At 48.4% G+C, this 19,385-nt stretch carries 14 protein-coding genes; 3 read left to right on the top strand and 11 right to left on the bottom strand.

Annotation, left to right across the window (positions count from 1 at the left end; genetic code table 11):
- Positions 1-61: 61 nt before the first annotated feature.
- The 5 genes from MKY28_RS26420 to MKY28_RS26400 all read right to left on the bottom strand — a co-directional run bounded on the left by MKY28_RS26420 (position 62) and on the right by MKY28_RS26400 (position 11,772).
- On the bottom strand, positions 62-1,798 hold the full coding sequence (locus MKY28_RS26420; RefSeq protein WP_339190479.1) for a dockerin type I domain-containing protein: 1,737 nt from the start codon (positions 1,796-1,798) through the stop codon (positions 62-64).
- A gap of 148 nt (positions 1,799-1,946) precedes the next feature.
- Complete coding sequence (locus MKY28_RS26415; protein WP_339190477.1) at positions 1,947-5,336, bottom strand: S-layer homology domain-containing protein; 3,390 nt, start codon at positions 5,334-5,336, stop codon at positions 1,947-1,949.
- A gap of 4 nt (positions 5,337-5,340) precedes the next feature.
- Positions 5,341-7,080, bottom strand: coding sequence for an InlB B-repeat-containing protein (locus MKY28_RS26410; protein WP_339190475.1), 1,740 nt, complete (start codon positions 7,078-7,080; stop codon positions 5,341-5,343).
- Between the two features lie 403 nt (positions 7,081-7,483).
- Positions 7,484-10,543, bottom strand: coding sequence for a sensor histidine kinase (locus MKY28_RS26405; protein ID WP_339190474.1), 3,060 nt, complete (start codon positions 10,541-10,543; stop codon positions 7,484-7,486).
- Entirely contained in the window at positions 10,540-11,772 is a 1,233-nt protein-coding gene (locus tag MKY28_RS26400) for a response regulator (RefSeq protein WP_340388225.1), read from the bottom strand. Before MKY28_RS26400 ends, MKY28_RS26405 begins: the two co-directional genes overlap by 4 nt.
- 298 nt (positions 11,773-12,070) lie before the next feature.
- Between MKY28_RS26400 and MKY28_RS26395 the strand changes: the two genes are divergently transcribed.
- Complete coding sequence (locus MKY28_RS26395) at positions 12,071-12,205, top strand: DUF2252 domain-containing protein (RefSeq protein ID WP_257467764.1); 135 nt, start codon at positions 12,071-12,073, stop codon at positions 12,203-12,205.
- 26 nt (positions 12,206-12,231) lie between these two features.
- Positions 12,232-12,594, top strand: coding sequence for a DUF2252 family protein (locus tag MKY28_RS26390; protein ID WP_339190469.1), 363 nt, complete (start codon positions 12,232-12,234; stop codon positions 12,592-12,594).
- 135 nt (positions 12,595-12,729) lie between these two features.
- Here the strand turns inward: MKY28_RS26390 and rlmH are convergent, their stop codons facing one another.
- The 5 genes from rlmH to MKY28_RS26365 form a co-directional block, all read right to left on the bottom strand.
- Complete coding sequence (rlmH, locus tag MKY28_RS26385) at positions 12,730-13,209, bottom strand: 23S rRNA (pseudouridine(1915)-N(3))-methyltransferase RlmH (protein WP_339190467.1); 480 nt, start codon at positions 13,207-13,209, stop codon at positions 12,730-12,732.
- Positions 13,210-13,888: 679 nt separating this feature from the next.
- Positions 13,889-14,056 (bottom strand): CxxH/CxxC protein, encoded by a 168-nt coding sequence (locus tag MKY28_RS26380; protein ID WP_017691462.1) that lies wholly within the window; start codon positions 14,054-14,056, stop codon positions 13,889-13,891.
- A 206-nt stretch (positions 14,057-14,262) separates the two neighbouring features.
- A complete protein-coding gene (locus tag MKY28_RS26375) occupies positions 14,263-15,234 on the bottom strand; it encodes an MBL fold metallo-hydrolase (RefSeq protein WP_339190465.1) in 972 nt (323 codons plus the stop codon).
- Positions 15,235-15,576: 342 nt separating this feature from the next.
- Positions 15,577-16,092 carry a hypothetical protein gene (locus tag MKY28_RS26370; protein ID WP_340937395.1) on the bottom strand — a complete coding sequence of 172 codons (516 nt, stop codon included), beginning with the start codon at positions 16,090-16,092 and terminating at the stop codon, positions 15,577-15,579.
- 309 nt (positions 16,093-16,401) lie between these two features.
- Positions 16,402-17,679 carry a S1C family serine protease gene (locus MKY28_RS26365; protein WP_074092880.1) on the bottom strand — a complete coding sequence of 426 codons (1,278 nt, stop codon included), beginning with the start codon at positions 17,677-17,679 and terminating at the stop codon, positions 16,402-16,404.
- Positions 17,680-18,395: 716 nt separating this feature from the next.
- Here MKY28_RS26365 and MKY28_RS26360 point away from each other — a divergent pair.
- Complete coding sequence (locus MKY28_RS26360; RefSeq protein ID WP_340018823.1) at positions 18,396-18,608, top strand: hypothetical protein; 213 nt, start codon at positions 18,396-18,398, stop codon at positions 18,606-18,608.
- On the opposite strand, the gene MKY28_RS26355 is transcribed toward MKY28_RS26360, so the two are convergent.
- On the bottom strand, positions 18,577-19,383 hold the full coding sequence (locus tag MKY28_RS26355) for an MBL fold metallo-hydrolase (RefSeq protein ID WP_340018824.1): 807 nt from the start codon (positions 19,381-19,383) through the stop codon (positions 18,577-18,579). The genes MKY28_RS26360 and MKY28_RS26355 overlap by 32 nt on opposite strands.
- Between the last annotated feature and the right edge of the window lie 2 nt (positions 19,384-19,385).

Here is a 19,385-nt window from a genome sequence, read left to right as displayed (position 1 = left end):
CGCAAAGCCATTAGGCTTTACATGGAGCTATTTTCACTTCATCAGCGACAACTAATATGCCTCATCTTTTTCCCGTTACAAAGGCAAGAATCGCCTTAACGTCAGCCTCGTCCACAACTCCATCATTATTGAAATCGGCTGCTGCCAGTTGATCCGCGGTCAAGGTGATCGCACCCTTCAGATACTTCGCCAGCAGCTGAGCGTCCGCTGCCGATACTCCATTAGAGCCATCCAGATCTCCCTTAACAATCTGGGCATAATTCGCTGTAAACGTGACCGCCCCAGTGATAACTGTCGCCTTCAACTGGTCGCTACTTAGCTTCGTCATACCACCATCACTGCTCCAGCCCGTAAACCGATAGCCAGGGTCAGGAGTAACGGTTGGTACAGCCTCTGGCTTCATCCCCACCTCGACATCCTCGCTCGTTGCACTGATCATTCCGTGGTCACCAGATTTGTAGCTTACTTTCGCCTTCACGATAAGGATGGAAAGGGTAGCTGTACTCGAGATGTATTGTGCCCCGGAGGCATCGGTAATGACGACACGATACAGGTAGCCGTCCATATTCTTTGACACTGGATTAACCGTCAAACTGCCGCTTGTTGCTCCATTCACATCCTTGAAGCTGTTGCCTGTGCCTGTCGTATCCACCTGCCACTGATAGGCAAGGCTGTCTCCCATGGCAGATACAGAGAAGGTAGCCGCTGCATCAATATTTACTTGCGTATTTTCTGGCTGCTTAGTAATATTTGTGCCCGTTATTAACTGGTATAGTCCTCCATTACCGCCGACAAGCAGCTTCCCGTTACCATATTCCATAGCACCAAAATTAGTGGAAGTGATGCTACTGTCTGCTGCGGCTACTGGTGTCCATGATGTTCCACTATTGGATGACAGGAGCACAGTTCCGTCAGAGCGTAATACATACACATTATTGTCTTCATCAACAGCTACAGCGCGGTAATTGCTGCCTGTGGGCAATATTCTGGTTACTGTAGTGCCTACGAGCTTCCAAACACCGTTACCGCCAGCAATATAAGTTGTCCCTCCAGCTTGAGCAAGGTCGTTCATATCCATATCCGAAGAATCAACTTGAATGGTATTCCAGGAAGCTCCTCCGTTAGTCGAGTAGTAAATATTTTTTCTAAGATCTCCCAAAATGAATCGACTGTTAACCTGATCATATACAGCATTTACAATGCGCACACCACTGAAATTAGTGCTTGTCCATGCCTTCTCTTCTATATTTCCAGTGGAGGAGGTTTGTCGATAAATGACATTGGTATTGCCAGCTCCCATTACAATATTACTTCCGTCGGTAACAATTGGCCCAAGCAAGAATTGCCCCGTAGGAAAGGCAGATGGAGTCCAGCTAGTGCTGGTATTGGATGTATCATTCATGTAGCCCAAAAAAGAAGTAGTAGAGAAATCAGGAAACATCGTAGAGTTATATCCCGTCGCAAAAACTCTATCTCCAATAATGGAGAGGTAGTCCAGACTAAAAGTGTTGCTTGAACTGAAGGTATTCGAGCCAATGATTTTGGTCCATGTCTGCAGATCTGTGGATTGGTGTGCGGTGTTGTAGCCACCAGTTAATTGTGACTTGTAGTAAAAGGTATCGTTGTTGTAATAGAGCTTCATAGGAACACCTATGTTATCCTTGAGCAGTTTGTATTTATACTGCGGAGGTGTAACTGAACCATTGGCCTGAACCTCGTCCTTAGGGAGTAACAAGCTGCCCAACAAGGTGGAGATCAGCGCTAGGCACAAAGTGACCTTTCCTGCTTTTTTAAGCATAAGCTGTTCTTTCTCCTCTCGAAAATAAGAATATGTGTACTAGGAAAATCGCGGTAGATAACCTATTTTTTTGTTAGCCTGCATGTCCGCTTAAGGAGTATCTGCCTAGCATATGTAAAAACAGGGGGCACTTGCCCCCCTAAACTAATTAAATCAGGCCGGATTGCTGCAGAAGTCTTTGGATAATTGCCGCTACTTCCGCGCGAGTCATATGTTGCTTCGGTGCCAGCTCGGCAATGCCTCTACCAGATACAATACCTGCTTGTACACTGTCTGCCACACTACTGTGTGCCCATGTTGATACGGCTGCTGCATCCTTGAATGAACCCAGCACTGTAGCTGTGGATGTCGAGGTACCAGATTGCTTGTCCTGCAGCCCAGTCAGCTTCATTGCTTTGGCAAGCATGACCATGGCCTGCTCACGTGTAATCTTGTCGTTCGGACGGAATGTACCATCCTCATACCCGCCAATCAGCTCATACGCCTGTGCTGTGCTGACGGCCTGATTATACCAGTCTCCTTGCTTCACATCTGAGAAGGTTGTTCCTCCTTGCTCTGAAGCGAGTCCCAACCCCCGTACCAGGATAGCTGCAAATTCTGCACGAGTAATGTCCCGATTCGGACTAAACTGCCCATCGCCAGTGCCTTCAATAATCATCCGTGAACCCATATCATTCACAGCACCCTTCGACCAATGTGAAGCCACATCGCTGAACTCTGTCGGGTGCCATACTACGGAGTAGATGCTGTTAGTCAGACTGTTAATCTGTGCATAGTACGTTCCGCCGTTATTCACTACCTTCGTTGGTACATGTCGCACGCTTCCGTCTGGTGCAACAACGACACCAGTCGTGATCTTGTTCGGATCAACGTTAGCTGGAATCACGATGCTCCGCTCTACGTAAGCATTGAATTTTGATACCTCAACAACAGAGTCCCCATACACAGCTTTCACCGTAAATTCTAGTGGCGGTACGGCGAGTGTGAATGAACCTTGTGCAGAGGCATCTTCAACGACCTTCAGCATATTCGCTGTCACCGCAGCAATTTCAATACGTACCTTGATATTTTCCAGTGAGATGAAATTGCCTAGCCTGTCTGCAATCGCGTTGATCTGGATCTGGCTTGCAGGAAGTGTGTATGTGGCTTGAGCCGTCTTGAGCTCGACCACTGCCTGCTTGCTTTCCATACTCTTGACCATTTGTCCATTCAATTCACCAATAATTACATCCGACTCTGTGCTGACCGGAATCGTAATGACTGCTCCTTGACCTTCTGTTGCAAGTCTCTGCTCCAGCTTCTGTGGATCGACCTGAATCGTCGTCACCTTTTGCCCATTGCGCTCTTCAGAGACAACTGTACCTGCTTGCTCAGCCTTGCCATTAACCAGAATCTCCACGCCGTTAGAGGCTGGGGATGTCGCTGGTGTTGATGGCGTACTGCCACCACCTGTACCGCTACCTGTGCTTCCATTTCCGATGCCACTATTGTCGTCGTTACTGGAAGAGCTTCTTGGGAACACGGCATTGGATGCAGCAGAGGGTTCACTTGCCCCGACTGCATTCACCGCCTTCACTGTGAATGTATAGCTAGTGCCGTTGCTCAAGCCCGTCATGACGATTGGACTTGCTGTTCCTGTCACAGTCTGTCCGCCTGGCTCAGCAGTAATCTCGTAGTGGGTAATTGGGCTACCGCCGTCACTTGTCGGTGCTGTGAAGCGGACTGTCGCCTGTCTATTCCCTGCAGTTGCTGTTACGTTCGTTGGAGGTGCCGATACCGTAGGAGGCGTTGGTGTGTCAGTTCCTGGAGCACCTCCGTTACTTGGGGTTGCGCCCGCCTGAATCGAAGCAACGCTTATGCCGTGAGTATTTCCTGCTTTTACCGTGAAGTAATAAGCTTGGCCGTTACTCAGATTCCGGACTGTGTAGGTTGAGTCTGTTACACTTGCGATCTCCTGATTACTGTATGCCCATGGCTCTGTTGCCATATAGATGTTATAGTATGTTGCTCCCGTAACGGTATTCCAGCTGAGGTCTACCAGCTGATCTCCTCCAACTGCAGTAAGAATTTGGGGAGCTGCAGGTGCTTCTGAGTCACCTGGGAATCCTGGAATTGGAATGATCGGCAGTACCATTAACGTCGCTGTACCTTGCTTGCTGGAGTCTGCTGTGGAAGTAGCCATGACGGTGTACAATCCTGGTGTGGTATCCGTCGCAACATCAACCTTGCCTGTATCATCAATAGTTACTTTGTCATTCATACTGGTTATGGACCAAGTTACGGTCGTAGCGGCGCCTTCTGAAGCGTCCACTGTAGCATGGAACTGCTGACTGCCTCCTGGCATTACTCCAATCGTAGTGGGACTGACGCTTACACTGTTGACAGCCGGAATGTCGCTGACCGTTATTTTACCAGCCTTCAGCGTCTTCTCCATTTCAGCCACGGAAGCATCTGTTACCGTAAAATGGTCCAAGCTTGACGTCTGCATCGTCAAAGGCTTGTCACCGGTTGCTGCCTCATTCTTGATCAGGAAACTTACAGTGAACAGCTTGTCTCCAACAACAATCGGCGTATCTCCACCGTCACTGTCTGCCCAGGCTGTCTTGAGCCAGCCTGCTGTATTATCATAATTGGAATCGAAGTAGTCGCCCGCTTCACCTTCAATGCTCGTCACTTCCAATGCATCAGCATCAAAGTCGATCTGCAGACTATAGGAGCCGATTCCAGAGTTGGCACTACTTGCCGTTACTGGCACTTTTACCGTTTCCCCCGGCATTCCTGCTACACTACCAATACCAACCGTTGCAGTGTGGCGCAGCCAGTTGGCATAGAGAGTCGTATTTGCCGTGACTCCTGCTGAGGAGAAATCCCAAGCAGTTGTCCCTGCCGCATCGGTGTACCAGCCAGTGAAGCTGTAGCCTGCTCTGATCGGAGCAGGTGGCTCGCTGATGGTGGTTCCGCTGCTTACACCCGTAATGCTCGTTACTGCGCTACCACCTTGCGTGTCAAATGCTACTGTATATTGCGCTGCTGAGACTGTGATCGTACCATCAAACGCGTAGGATGGATCTGCTGGGTCATCACCTTCATAAAGTGCATGATTGGTAACAGTTACCTTCACCTCACCAGGCAGCACATTTTCCTTAATCTTGAACCTCAATGTCGCGATTTTGCTTTTTTCCATGATAGCTACGACATCATCCGTTGGAGAATCGAGATTAATGATTCCTTGGCTTAAATTGAAAGAGTAGGAATTATCAATTACATCAAGCTCATTAACCAAGGTCACCAATTCGAGTGAACTGGTGTCATACTGGAGCGAGATGTTAAATTTATGAATAAGGAATTCAGGATCAACATATACCGCCATACTTACTATATCTCCAGGCTTGCCCTCCGCATCGGCCACTTCAACCGCAGGCAGTGCAGTATCGGCTTGAATCGCAGGAGTGATGGACAATACAAGACAAATCACCAGCAATATCGACGTCCATCTTCTCCATCCAGTCAGTTGCTTCCTCGTGTCAAAAAATTTCATGTGCTCAACCCTTTCCTGTAATAATCGCCAGAATCGCCTTGACATCCTTATCATCCACAACGCCATCACCATTGACGTCTGCTGCTTCCAGTTCCTCAGGTGTGAATTGAATGTTACCCTTCAGATACTTTGTCAGCATCAGGGCGTCCGCAGCCGTCACGATGCCGTCGCCGCTGGTATCACCTTTGATAATCTGGGTGTAGTAAGCTGTGTAAGTGATCCCTTGGGTGATAACAGTTGTCTTCAACTCGTCGGTTCTCAGCTTCGTTACACCCCCATCGCTGCTCCAGCCTGTGAACCGATAGCCGCTGTTCGGAGTGACGTTGGGTACTGCCGCTGGATGACCGCCTTTCACGATTGTCTCGTTCGTCGCACTGATCGTCCCATGCTCGCCTGGCGCATAATCGACTGTTACGTTCAGTGAGGCCCATTTCGCATATAGGAGTACATTGGAATTACGGATCGTAAAGGTGTCTCCGGCCTTATAATCCGTTCCGCTACCATCCGCCGCCGTATTCCAGCCGTAAAAAGCATAGCCAGGATTCTCCAGATTCCCCGTATTACCCACTGTCGTCACAGTAGCCTGATTATCATACAGGTTACTGTCTGTAGGCGCATTACCGGCGGTTGCGCCATTGCTGTTATAAGACACGGTGTAAGCTTCACCCAGCTTCATGACCGTCATCTTCTGACCATATACACTGTCCTGAAAAGCAATGTGAGGAGTGCCATGGTCTACCGCAAGCCAGGTATCGTTAATTAAACCTTCGGAAAACTCAGCATTGCCCACCGTTTGCCATACGCCGTCTGTGCCGTATTTCATCACAGTAGCCTTTGCAGAGGAACCATTGCGGAAGCCTACATAGGGTGTACCGTCTTCATCGATCGCCAGACTCGTATTATAGGCCCCATTTGTTGAGAAGCCCTCTGTACCTACAGGTGTCCAGCCATTTTGCTCGCTATACGTAACGACGGTTGCCTTATTGCTGTGGGAGCGATCTCCGAATGCGAGGTAAGGCTGACCATCATAGACGTCAAATGCGGAGAAATAATTCAGGTTGTTATTAAAAATGTCATCCCCGAGGCTAGTCCAGTTGCTTCCTTCTGTATACTTCATGACGGCAGCTCTATAACCATTGTAGTTATACTGGTAGGTCAGATAGAGGACGCCGTTATCCATCTTGAGCTGTATATCTGAAGGACTGCTTGAGGTGTAAATAATGTTGCCTATGAATTTCCAATTGTCATCTGTAGAATCCAGACTCATGACAAATACCTTGCGATTGTTCGTAAAAGCAATATAAGGTGTACCGTCCTGGTCTAGAGTCAGTCCAGCATTATAGCCCATTGGCGGCAGTGAATCCGGATTGCCGACAGGTACCCAGCCTTCGCCCTCCATATACTTCATGACCATTGGCTTACCCTCATGCGCCATATCGGGATAGACGATATAAGGAGCGCCATTCCGAACTTCAATCGGGGTAGTGTAGTAGGTCTGTTGGTTGAGCCCTGTGTTGTCGAGTGTCCTCCAGCCATCTGTGCTGGAATACGTCATCACACGCAGCTGGCCATTTTGATTCTGAAAGGTCACATAGGGCGTACCATCCTCCACCGCCAGTCGGTGATATTGCATATATCCATCTGAGATGCCAGGGTTGCCTACGGTTGTCCATTTCTCGGGCGCCGCATAGGCGCGGTTCACTTCCCATGTCTGGAATGGAGGGATGTATCCCATTGACAGCATACATGCAATTAGAATGAAACAAACCCTTCTTGCAGTCAGCATTCCTCTGTTCATCGTTCTGTTCATTCCTTTCTTTGGTTGATTCATAGCGTCTATTTCTTGATCCCTCCTGACAGCACAAATCTGCCGCTCTCACAACTATTATTACTTTTGTCCCACTTCTTTTAGCCTAGTATAGAAGATCACACCTTAAAAAAACCTTAAAAATCGACATAACTCTACATCACTTCTCTCCTACTGACACGCTTATATTCACAGTTAGATGAATCATTGAATGAACAATGACGATAACCAGCCAGAATATTTCTGAAAAAAACAAAAAACAGGCCCTATCATCATGGATAGGAGCCTGTCATGTGAGCCGTTGCTTGCGTCAACACCCGCGTCAATACTCATCAGCCGTTTACATCCCCACCGACGAGGCAGGGATGCGCACAGTTACCTTCGTTCCGTGCCCCAGAGTGCTCTCCAGTCGCAGTGATATGCCATATTCATAGGTTAGCCGCTTATTGATATTCAGTAAGCCCACCCCTTGCGATTCATCCGTCACAGTACGATCGAGCAGTGTCTGCAGTCGCTCCAGTGGTATACCAACACCATCGTCAGCCACAACAAATTGCCAATATCCATCCGACTCACTCACTGTTAAAGTAACCAGGCCTCCTTTAAGGCGATCACCAATGCCATGACGAATGGCATTCTCTACTAACGGTTGCAACAGCAGTGGGGGAATACGCAAGTCCAGCGCACCTGCCGCAATATCTGATTCGAAGCGAATCCGATCGCGAAAACGTGCTTGCTCAATATCGACATACGTACGTATGAGCTTGAACTCCTCCTCAAAAGCGATTCTTTCGTCCGTATTGCTGAATCGAAAGCTGCCGCGCAAGTAATCAGCCAGATCGACAATCATTCCCCGTGCCCGTTCAATATTCGTATAACTTGATGCGACAATACTATTCAACACGTTGAACAGAAAATGCGGCTTGATCTGGGATTGGAGGAAAGCTATCTCCATTTGGATCGCACGTCCAAGGGACTCCTTCATCGCCAGCAGGCTTCCGATACGAGCTTTCAGCTCCTCCATATCGAACGGTTTGGGCAAATAATCGTTCGCCCCTGCCTGGAAGGCGGCTACCTTGTGCTGTGGCTGGATGGTAGCCGTTACCATCAGAATCGGCAGCTCCAGCAGCGAGTACCGTGTTCGCAGTTCCTGACACACCTCATAGCCTGACATTCCTGGCATCATCAGATCCATAATGACCAGATCAACCTTGTCTGCTCGCTGAAGCTGTTGGAGCACCTCATACCCGTTTTTCACTGCGATTACCCGATAGTCAAGCCCCTGAAGTGCGTCAATGAGGACCTTCAGATTCTCGTACTGATCGTCAGCGATGAGTACCGTGTGCTTGCCCGCGTGATTCGAATAATAAGGCGTAGCAAATGAATACTGCATTTGCTTGGGATCGACCTCGGCGACTGGAGGGAGTGTAATTGCTGGGTTGCCTTGATCGGCGACAGGAAGCGTAATCGTGAATGTCGAGCCAACTTCAGGCGTAGAGAAGACCGTAAGCGTACCACTCTGCAGTTGTACCAATTGTCTTGCGATGGACAGTCCTAATCCGAAGCCGCCTCGCTGCGTTCCATGAAGCGATTTGAACGGATCGAAGATTAACGCCAGATCCTCCGGCTCAATGCCCCTTCCTGAATCCTGCACTGAAATTTCTAGCTGATCACCTTGTAGCCTTCCCGTTACCACAATTCTTCCATGCTCGGTATGCTTGATGGCATTATCCAGTAAATTACCGATGACTTGACTCAGACGGCCCTCATCAGCCAGTGCAAAAGGCAAATGTGCTGGGACGTGGTTCACGAGCTGAAGCTGCCGTTCGACAGCCAGATAAGAGTAGAAGCGCACTTGCATCTCAACTACAGCACGAATATCAATTGGCGCCGCAGTAATCTGAAGCTTGCCCTGTCGCAGCTTGGACAGATCCAGAATGTCATACACCAGTTGCGACAGTCTCTTGGTCATGTCTGTCATCAGTTGCAGCTTCTCCCGCTGCTCTGCCGTTGGCGGATGTACGGTATCACTCAGCATCGAGCGTGAAATATTCATGACCACATGCAGCGGTGTCTTGAATTCATGTGAGGTACGGGCCAGGAAATCATCCTTTACCTTGTCCGCCTGCAGTAGCTCCTCTGAGAGCTCCTCAATTTTACGGAAGGCGTTCGAGAAGTGGACTGACATCAGCAAGGCCAGCATCAGCAGCATCAGAAAGGGCTCGATCGGCGCCATTTCAAAAATCCGTACTCCATAGTAAATGTTCATATTCTGCTTCAGCGCTTGTACATTCGAGGCCATGGCTGCTACAGCTAGATAGAGGCTGCCTGCGACTCTATGGAGTGCGGCCAATACGAATACATAGGTAGCATACAACAATGAAAAGGTGGTATAGAATGTTGACATTTCTCGAAATGGAGACAACGAAATTCTGGCACCAAACAGAACATGCAACACAAGCAATATCACCCCGAAGATCAAGGCGCCGCGAACGAACCATTTGGAGCAATAAGGCCGGAAGGCGGAATAGACATAGAAGAAAAATCCAATCCCCACAACTGCCGCTGACACCATCTGAATACGGTAATACAACCAGAAGGGCAGCAGTCCGACCACATCGAACAACACCCGCTCACCATTCACGCTAGTGAATATGGCGAAACACATACAGACGATACCAACTACAGCAATGGAAAAGTCCTTTTTGCGCTGAGAGAATGAGCCGAGAAAATATAAGCCCATCATCAAAAAGGCTGTTATGGTAATCCAATCATGAATGATGGCCTGATTATACAGATCTGATATTTGCGTAGCTGTGCCTAGAAAGACAGATTCATTGATTCCGCTGCTTGCGCGAAAATCATAGTTGGCCACCTGAATCAGAAGCTCATTCGAGCCAGGCTGAAGTGTGAAATAGCTTGTATGTGGCTTATTCAAGGCTACATAATCCGGTTGTTTGCCTGGATTCCCGCTGGAGCCAACCACCTGGCCATTTACCATTATTCGATTCGATACCTGAATAGATGATGTTTTGAGTCCATATACCGTACTGGCAGCCACGTGATCCATTTCAATCCGTAGTCTATAGGTCACCATACCCTTCGTAGGTATCAGCTGCGACCATGATCCCGGTACCTGAATCATTGCTGCTGTTAATTCTTCCCCCGCAGTAGTAGGGATCAAGTCTTGCTGAGTGAACAGCTTGTCAGGGTACAGCTCCCATTCACCATCCAGCGGTAGCACTCCGTTCTCCGCGAACCCCCAGGAGGTCAGATCCAGCACTCCGCTCGTTGCGACGGGGATCTGTTCTTTGGGCATAGACACATAGGTCAGGAAAATCCCGTAGGCAGCAATCAGCAGAAATATGGTAATACATGCAGCGGTAGCTTGTTTTTTCATCGGTTGTTCCACTCAGCCTTTTCCCTCGTCTGCTGAATCAGCAGCACGGTCTCCGCCTCCAGCTCAGCTCCCAACTGAAGACACACCGCTTGCTCCAACTGGGAGCCTACGCGATGGGCCTCAGATCGATTGCCCATGTTCAGATGCAGTCTGATCAGCTCACGTCCGTCCTGTTCAGAATCCGGAATTAGCTTCAATATGCGCTGCATACTATCTACAGCCAAGCTGGCGTTGTCCTGCTTGTGGAAATACGCATACCATACTCTAAGCGCACGAATATAGGCCCCTCTAACCTCCAGCTGCCTGGACTCCGCCCATCTAAAGTCACAAGCGTCCATATAATCACCCTTGTACATTTGATTCATTTGGTCATAAAGCTCGGCATCCATCTCTATAGTAGTTACACTCCTAGTCAGGTGGTCTGACTGGGTGCTCAGCGATTTGATTTGGCTTACCAATTGCTTGAACTCGGCGACATCGAGTATCATTCCATCCCATTCAGCCACAAAGCCCTGATGAACCTTGTTTATACGGATCGGAATATGATGATCTGTCAGGGTCTTGCGTAAATAAGACAGGCATGTATACAGATACGTCTTTGCCTTATTCAGGTCATAGCCTGGCCAGATGGCTTCCAGAATAGCCGCCGTGCTTAAGGATTCCCCTGCAACGTGAATCAATAAAGCGCACAGCTCCTTTTCCTTCTTCGTCTTCCAGGACAACACTCTGCCTCCGTTACCCGGCAGCCTGATCTGGAATCCACCCAGACATTGAATGGCAGCAGACGAATTCTCAACATGTCCAGCTTGGGATGGGTTGGTGGACGAGGGGCTAAGCGAAGAATGGGACATGGAATGCTGAACACGAGTAACAGCATTCTGCAATCGGTCTGGTGTAAAGGGCTTCAGCAGATAGTCAATCGACTGAATCTCAAATGCCTCCACGGCATACTCTGCATGAGCTGTCGTGAAGATGATCGGCATCTGTGGGATCATTTGTCTAATCGCTCGTGCTACCTCCATCCCGTTCATGCCTGGCATTCGGTTATCCAGAAACACGGCATCAATAGGGCTTTCTCTTCCGTTGCTCTGAAGTGTCCGTATTACCTCAATAGCCTCGACAGGGTTCATATATCGCCCGATCACCTGCACATTCCCGAGCTGTCCCAGCAATATTTCAAGCAAATCGAGTGCATCTTCTTCATCATCAATCAGCATCACACGAATCATCAGGGTGTTCTCCTTAGCAGATAAAGTAATTCATAATATGAAAGAGTGTAACCTGCTTGGCTGATCACGTCTACAAAATCAAGCATAAAATTCCAGCCACAATCCGCAGGAGCCTGTATTCTCCTCTCTTGGATTGTGGCCCTGATGTGCACTATGATAAGAGGCATAATTCAGGTTCTTATATACAGGGGAGCATCTTGATGGTAAAGCCAGTCATTGTCGACAATGACATTAGCACACGTACCAAGCTGCGCCGGATACGCTCATCTCGGTGCTGGAAGAGTTCGATGAGAGGTTTATGAAGCTGGATCAGAAGGAGCTTGCTGAGAATTACCGGAAAATAATGCAAACGTCGTTCTCCTTCTTCCGGGGAAGTGCCTATCTGTTCTATTATGATGCTACACGTCATTATTTCTCTATCACACATCGGTAGAACAGCCGACATGGATTCAGGGCGATTTGCACTTTGAAAATTTCGGAGCATTCTGTGATGAATCGGGCCAGATTGTGTATGATGTGAATGATTTTGATGAAGGCTGCATCGGCTCCTATCTGTATGATGTACTGCGGATGTCGGCAACCATTGCGCTAGGCCGCCGTCATCTTGGCTACGACCAGGAGCGCCAACTCGCCATGCTGGAGCACTATACGATGGCCTATTACAAGCAGATTCGCCGCTATGCCAAACACAAGGCGGACCCTGACAAATTCGTGATGGACAAGCAACACGCCAAGGGCTTGATCCGTAAGCTGGAGAGGCGTCAGCAAGGACACTTTCTGGAGAAGGTGACAGACCGACCGGGTGTCCCTGGAGAACAGTGAGCTGGTCGTGCCCACACCAGAGGAACAGGAGCAGTTGGAGAGTGCTTGGCCGAGGTATCTCTCCACACTTCGCTCTTCCATGGAGGAGACGGGGTAATATCGGATCAAAGATGTTGACATCAAGCAAATTTCGCCCTACTTGTGGTACGGTTCATTCCGATTTATCTTCACCGCGCGATAAATCTGCTCCACCAATACCAGCCGCATAAGCTGATGCGGCAGGGTCATGCGCCCGAAGCTCAAGCGCTGCTTCGCGCGGCGCAACACCTCATCGGAGAGCCCATGGCTTCCTCCGATGACAAACACGACATGGCTCGTCCCATACGTGCCGAGCTTGTCGATCTCCAATGCCAGCTCCTCGGAACTCCAGAGCTGGCCATCCAACGCGAGCGCGACAACATGCGCCTCGCTCTTCACATGCGCGAGGATGCGTTCGCCCTCGCGCTCTTTTACCGCCCGAACCTCAGCTTCGCTCAGGGTATCGGGCGCCTTTTCGTCTGCGACCTCGATCATCTGAAACTTGATGTACGGGGAGAGCCGCTTGGCATATTCCTGAATGCCCAGCGTCAAATATTTTTCCTTTAATTTGCCTACGCCAATAATCTGAATAAACATGAAAACTCATTCCTCCTAAATTGTCTTGCGAGATATTCTATAAGTAAGATGCTTCATTGCATCGTTCGTTCCAACTGTATTATACCTATACTACACATTTCTCCAAATTCTAACGAATCCCACACACCTTATTCAGCCCCATTTCGGCTACTTTAAAATCTAACGAATCTGAAACACGCTATTTCGCATCAAACGAGTACTCCCCACCTCTTTCGAAGCCTTTTCAGTAATATAACGTGTCTACGATTCGTTAGATTTCAACCAGGCGGTGTTTGCCTCAAATAAGGCGTCTCCGGTTCGTTAGAGCTACTTGGCCCAACCAAACCTCCATCCTTAACCACATCGCTGTCACCCAAATTTACTTTCCCCACGCCCCAGAAGCTTCCATTTCTATTACCACAACTTGCACCTTTACTACAACTGAGCTCCCTCCCAAATCGGAACTCGGCACCTACACCTACCTTAATCTTCCCCTACCCTCGCCTACTCCCACGTTAACCCCTACGTCCCCACCCAGCTCCACGCTGCCTAACAACCACCACCAATCTCCCCCAAAAAGACAAAAAGAGCGCTCATCACGCTCTCCTTGGCTTCTTGCTGTGATGTTCATACCGGATGGAAAGTCAGCCCGAAGCGCAACCTTAAGTCACGCCTCCGACCATCTAAGTCCTACAGTACGCTAAACGACGAGAAATTCCGCATGCTGTTCGCACTCGGCGCACTTCGCAGGCGGGTCCCAATCGGCAAATTCCGTCTCCTTCAGATCAACGATATCTGGAGCGTCCTCATACTCATCGACAAACATGTCGATGGCAATGTCCACGTGTTCTTTGCATACAACGTACATCCGTTAAGCATCCTTTCTGTAACCAGCTATGTTCCCGATTCACAACCGCGTATCCCATTACAGGATAGCCACTTCTCAGTTCTATCACACCTGCCGCCGAAAAGAAACCCCTACACGCCTAATGACAGCAAAAACATCCCTCCCACATAACAGGATAAGGATGTTTGCCCTTTACTTATACCGTTTTCAAAAGTCCATCGTTATACTTAAGGCCAAGAAATTTCGCCTTTAATTACCTGAGCGCTCGTCTCCAGATCGCCTGTATTCGTAAAGTCCGGATATGCTTTTTCCATGGCTGCAATCAGTTCTTTAGAATCTTTGGCTGTCTCTGCCTCTGCTTCAAATTTAGCAATATAATCACGAGTGAATGTAACACTCGATATATCCCCGGCACTGGTACCCAGGTAATGACCTGGAATCACTCGCTCTGGATTCAATGCAATAATTTGGTCTAGCAATTGGCGCCAGTAGTCACGGCTCTCTGGCGTTTGGTTATCTGCAATCCAAACATGCGAATTTTCATAGACAGGAACACCACCCAGAACAGTTTTAATGGAAGGAATCCACAGGAATGTATGGGACGGATCGGAACCATCTAGACCGATAATCTCTACGGTTTCCCCATCTACGGTCAATTGAGCACCCTCAAGGACGTTCGGAACAATCTGTGCAGTCGGTGCATTTTCTTTCAAAATCGGATTCCAATATTCATTCTTCACTTGAATAGTTTCCTTGATTCCTTCCACCGTTGCTGGAGTCGCAACGATTTTTGCATCAGGGAACGCCTCACGGATCACCGATAGACCGAAGTAGTAGTCCGGGTCCTTGTGGCTGATATATACGGTGGTCAGTTTTTTACCCGTATCTTTAATCATTTTGACCAATTGCTCGGCATCATTCTTTTGGAACTGCGCATCAACAAGCACGACTTCAGTTGGACCTTCAATCAGGTTTGATGAAACGCCAAAAATGCTGTTTTCCCCAGGATTATAGGTAGTCACTTTCAGCTCCACCACTGGTGTGTTTGTTTCCTCGCTCTTTGTATTTCCAGCACTAGCAGCATTGGATGAAGAATCTTCCGCATTTTCGGTTTTACTTGCTGTACCCGCACAAGCACTCAGAATTAACATGAAACATAGAACGAGCATAACGCCCACTGATGATTTTTTAATAAACATTTAATTGATCTCCCTCTCTTTATGTCGCTGCCGTTTATTCATAACAATGTATCCAGCAGCCAATTCCGTTGATTTTTTAAACCATCCTATAGTCTGGTTGTACAATTGCTTCGACTGAATCCCCCTTCAAATCATTATATGTAACTACTATAGTTACAACTAAATGCGTATGTCAAGTTATTATCAGAAAAATCTATATCTAATTATTTCTCTGCTACTCACAGACTTTATAAAAACAAAAAAAACCAACCAGAATTTTCTGATTGGCCCCTATTTAACTTCCCCTAACACTGTAATACGCTTTATTCCAAAGATTCATACTCTTCATGTCCAATACTAATTTTACTTCAATCCCGACTGCGCCTTCGTCAACAGCTTCCCGCCTTGAAAAGCAATAACAGCATTAGCACCATTGCCGGCTGTGCCTTTATAGTTGTAAACCACCATATTCTCCGCTTCACTCAGCGCTTCACCTTCGCCGCCGAGGATCTCGATGACATCTCCCACCGACATGCCAACCTCAAGCTTCTCATACTGGGCAAAGGTAATCAGCACCCCGTCGCCTTTCCCGGCCGATCCATTGTTTCCCGATGTTACAGGCGTTTGACCACCAGCCTCACCCACCGCAATCACACTTGTACTCAGCTCATTCAACTTGGTCTCAAATGCTGCGATCTTTTGCTCCTGCTCAACGCTCTTGGCTCCCTGTTCCACCAGTTTCTTCTCAAGCCCTGCAATCTTCTCTTGCAGAGCACTTGTATCTACAGATGCTCCTGTCGTAGCTACCTCAGACCCACAGGCGGACAACATAAATAGGGACAGAGCCAAACTCGTTCCCCCAAGCATCTTTTTCTTCAAATGTTTCATCAAAAATACCCCTTCCATTCTGAAATAAAAATATGATCGACAAACAGATGTTATTGCATCAGCGACCGTCTCCAACATATTGACAACAGTTTACCACAGCCCTAGTCTTATGTATCTGCTCCTTTGGCTCCGGGTCTAACTGATCATGAGAATATAAAAATGGTTGATCTACTCATTTACTGTCGAACGAGCACATCCACCCATAACAACTAAAAAAGAGTGGTCAGTTGATCTGATCACTCTTCTAGCATTCCCTATTTCAATCCACGCAACAGTATGGGCTCGCTCGTTGATCTTCCCTTACTCCGGTTTATCCGTCAGCTTCACCGATACTTTCTCCACTTTGCCATCCCGGTAGAAGGTCACTTCAATCGTATCTCCAATCTTCTTCTCATCGTACAGATATTTCCGCAGATCCAGCGTGGAGGTAATTTTTTGCCCGTCAAATTCCGTAATGACATCATTCAGCTTCATACCTGCTTCAGATGCCGGACCGGATGCTTCCAGCACAACCACACCGCTGTCCACATGAGATGGCAGCTTCAGATCCTTACGCTGCTCGTCATCCAGTGGTGCATAAGGGTTGCTCAGATCGACCGTGTACACGCCCAGGTATGGACGAGATACTTTGCCGTTCAAGAGCAGGGAATCTACCGTTTTCATCACTTCGTTCATCGGAATCGCGAAGCCAAGACCTTCAACGCCCGTATCCGAGATTTTCATCGTGTTGATGCCGACCACTTTGCCGTTCAAATCGACCAAAGCACCGCCGCTATTACCTTCATTAATCGCCGCATCCGTCTGGATTACATTCTGTTCCCAGTCGTACACCCCGTCCTGATTAATCGATACAGGTAGAATACGATCCGTGTAACTGACAATTCCAGATGTCAGCGTGCCGCCCAGCCCGAGCGGGTTCCCGATCGCCAGCACCGTTTGACCGCGCTGAAGTTTGCTGGAATCGCCAATTTCCGCGACTGCACCCAGCCCTTTATCTTCTGCCGATAATACAGCAATGTCACTTACACGGTCTTTACCGACCAGCTTCGCTTTGTGTGTCTCCCCATCTACGGTCACAATCTCCAGATCACTCGCACCCTCCACGACGTGGTGGTTGGTCATGATGTAGGCCTTTCCATCTTCCTTCTTGAAAATGACCCCTGAGCCCAGCGCCGAATCTTCCATCGATAGACTGCTACCCGTTTTATGGTTCACAATGCTCACCACGGAAGGACGAACGTGGGCTGCTGCCTGGATAATCCGATCGTATGGATCAGCTGCCTGCGCTGTCTGTGCACCGCCTCCACCACCATTACCTGTAGCATTAGCCAGCGGTAACGAAGCAGGCTGTGTGATGAAGCTAAACAGCATGACGGTCACGATGGAGCTGATCACCGAGCTAATCACAGCTACCTTCACTGTGGAACTGATTCCTGTACGCGATCTGCGCGGATTGCTCCAGCGGTCACGTCCACGTGCTCTGCCTCCAGGGCGGATGATCTGAAGTTTGCCTTTCTGTTCAGGTTCGGCGCGTCTTGATACTTTGGTTGAATAAAAATCGTCTCCAAACAATCCCATCGTGATCCTCTCCCCTTCGTTGTCACGCATCAAGACCCTGACTGCCGCCTAAGTTGTCGCATGGATCAACGATGGAGTTCTCACATACACCACTCCGCCAACAGATGAACCTTCCGATCGCTGTTACTCACAAATTTTTTTGATCCCCTCTTCCAAGGTGAAAATTTGTTCCTAAAGGCGAACACTCTGTTTCTTCAGGTTTCTTCTGTCGTCTTCGTTACGTGAAGACTCCAACGGTTTCCCATGCTTTTTTGCAATTTTAAAAAATGGTCTTGCATATCGCCGCATCCCGGCATCAAATCAAGATACAGCGTCTATGTACAACAGAACGGACACGCCATTCTGTCAGTGACTCTATCAATCATGCTCTCGCATTCTATGACATGCCATTTCACACACAAAACAGCCAAAATCACAATGCTCCTCATATACTAAACACGTCAAATCACAAAAAGTTGCATATTTACGAAAATTAAAGCAAATTTCCGCTATAACGCGCTTAACAATAAAGGTCCATAGTATCTATCACCACAAAATCCGGTCCGCTAAGCGCCATTTTTGCAAATTTGAAGAACTTTTTCACCCCTGCATAGTCACAGGTTCAGCATACACGTCTCATCACACAAATGTTAGCGGCAAAAAGAGGAATGTTTTCCATCAAGCCTGACTACAATAATAGTAAAAGACAATTCGAAGCTTCATAGAGGAGGATATATATGGATCGCACACGTACACTCACAGCCATGGATGAAGTTCATATGGCGGCCAAGCTGGCCGATCTCAAGGAAGAACACTATCGAAATACCCTTGCACTCAGCACCATCATTGAACTACTTATTGATAAAGGCATCCTAACCCGCGAGGAAGTCGAGCGCAAAGCCGCCGAACTGGACAGCTTTATGACTCACCCACCCTATCCCATGGCGTAGGACGGTCGTAATACGTATCACAGAGTTTGAACTCATGGTCCCGATAAAAGCATCCACGGCTCTCCATCGCGTCGCGCACCGACATTTTTGCCAAGTCCATCATATTATGATCTCGGCTAAGATGTGCCAGATACGTGCGCTTGATGCGTCCGTTCATCAGTTCACTAAGCGCTGCCCCTGCCGCTTCGTTCGACAAATGCCCAATGTCGCTCAAAATCCGGCGCTTGGTGTTCCATGGATAACGCCCCATACGCAGCAATTCGACATCATGATTCGCCTCCAGCACCAGCACGTCAGAATCAGAGATGGCATCGCGAACCTTGTCGCTCATGTACCCAAGATCGGTTGCAACAGACAGCTTCTCCGTACCATCATCGAATGTGTACCCTACCGGCTCAGCCGCATCATGCGAGATCCCGAAGGATTCCACGCGCAGTGACCCAAAATCATGCTTTTCACCCGTCTCAAATACCCTCCGGTTTTCCTCTGGAATCGCCCCAACCGACTTCTCCAGTGCCGCCCACGTATTCAGATTCGCGTAGATTGGTAAATTATATTTCCGAGACATCGCGCCTAGTCCTTTAATGTGATCGGAATGTTCATGTGTAACCAGAATCCCGTCCAATTCTGCCCCAGAAATCTCCCTTTCCTGAAACAGTGCATCCAATCGCTTCGCACTAAGACCCGCGTCAATCATGAGAGAGGTACCCCCATGTTGTATGACTGTGGCATTACCTGTCGAACCGCTGGATAACACGGTAAAATATATCCCCATAA

It is taken from the genome of Paenibacillus sp. FSL R5-0473 (assembly GCF_038004565.1).
GTDB lineage: Bacteria > Bacillota > Bacilli > Paenibacillales > Paenibacillaceae > Paenibacillus > Paenibacillus amylolyticus.
Note: the sequence above shows the minus strand (reverse complement) of the source record. Positions and strands in the feature narration are given on the sequence as shown.